We start from the raw sequence: 993 nt of genomic DNA, 5'->3' as shown, positions 1-993 counted from the left end.
CGATCTAGCTACTGATGGCTCTCATTTCGATGTGCATGTAATGGGTGAATTCTATGGTCATTTTGACATTCCAACGTTCGGTGAACATAATGTGATGAATGCTTTATCTGTGATTGGTTTCTGCTACTTCGAAAACTTCTCAGCAGACCGGGTTGCGGAAGAATTACGCACTTTTGGTGGGGTTAAACGTCGTTTCTCTGAGAAGAAAATTGGCGATATGACTTTAATCGATGACTATGCTCACCATCCATCAGAAATTAAAGCGACGATTAATGCTGCCCGTCAAAAATATCCCAACAAGAAGATTATTTCTGTCTTCCAACCACATACTTTCAGCCGTACCATTGCTTTAATGGACGAATTTGCGGGTGCTTTGGACTTGTCAGATGACGTGTTCTTATGCGAAATTTTTGCCTCTGCGCGGGAGAAAGACAACAAGCAAGTATCTGTTTCTGACCTAGCTAACAAGGTAACAAAACCTGTGCAAGTATTACCATTGGAAAATGTATCACCATTATTAGACTATGATGATGCAGTCATGATCTTTATGGGTGCTGGCGATATCATGAAATTCGCTTACGCTTATGAAGACCTATTGGCAGACAGCCAATCAACTATCCACTAGAATAAAAAAATTGAAAGGTCAGCTTTGTGCTGGCCTTTTTGCGAAGAGATAGATTTTTATCAGCCTTGAGAGGAGGATTAGATGGTTTACCAAAAAGTGATTCAATTTGACCAAGAGAACCAGTTTCAAGATGGCTTGGCCAATGAAATCAAGCAACTAACCTGGTTGCATTATGAAAATCCGGATAAGGGGGAAGTCCGGCAGGTGCTTGAAGACTATCACTTGCCAGTCCATTTCGGGGAGTATGTCTATGACCAGTTTGAAACGTCTTGGATTGAGTATTACCGAAATGATGCCGACGACCTATTTACCTATATCATTATCCAGTATCCCTATGGTCATGAGGTAATTAGCGAGAATACCTATCA

At 41.1% G+C, this 993-nt stretch carries 1 protein-coding gene and 1 pseudogene; both read left to right on the top strand.

The genetic code is table 11. The features are described 5' to 3' along the window. The coding region (locus ACRCJ0_RS15355; protein WP_431391065.1) for a glutamate ligase domain-containing protein at nucleotides 1-625 on the top strand (625 nt) is incomplete at its 5' end. An 81-nt stretch (nucleotides 626-706) separates the two neighbouring features. Further along, nucleotides 707-993, top strand: a pseudogene (locus ACRCJ0_RS15350) (magnesium transporter CorA family protein); the annotation flags it as partial.

The organism is Aerococcus sp. L_32, assembly GCF_050689315.1.
Note: the sequence above shows the minus strand (reverse complement) of the source record. Positions and strands in the feature narration are given on the sequence as shown.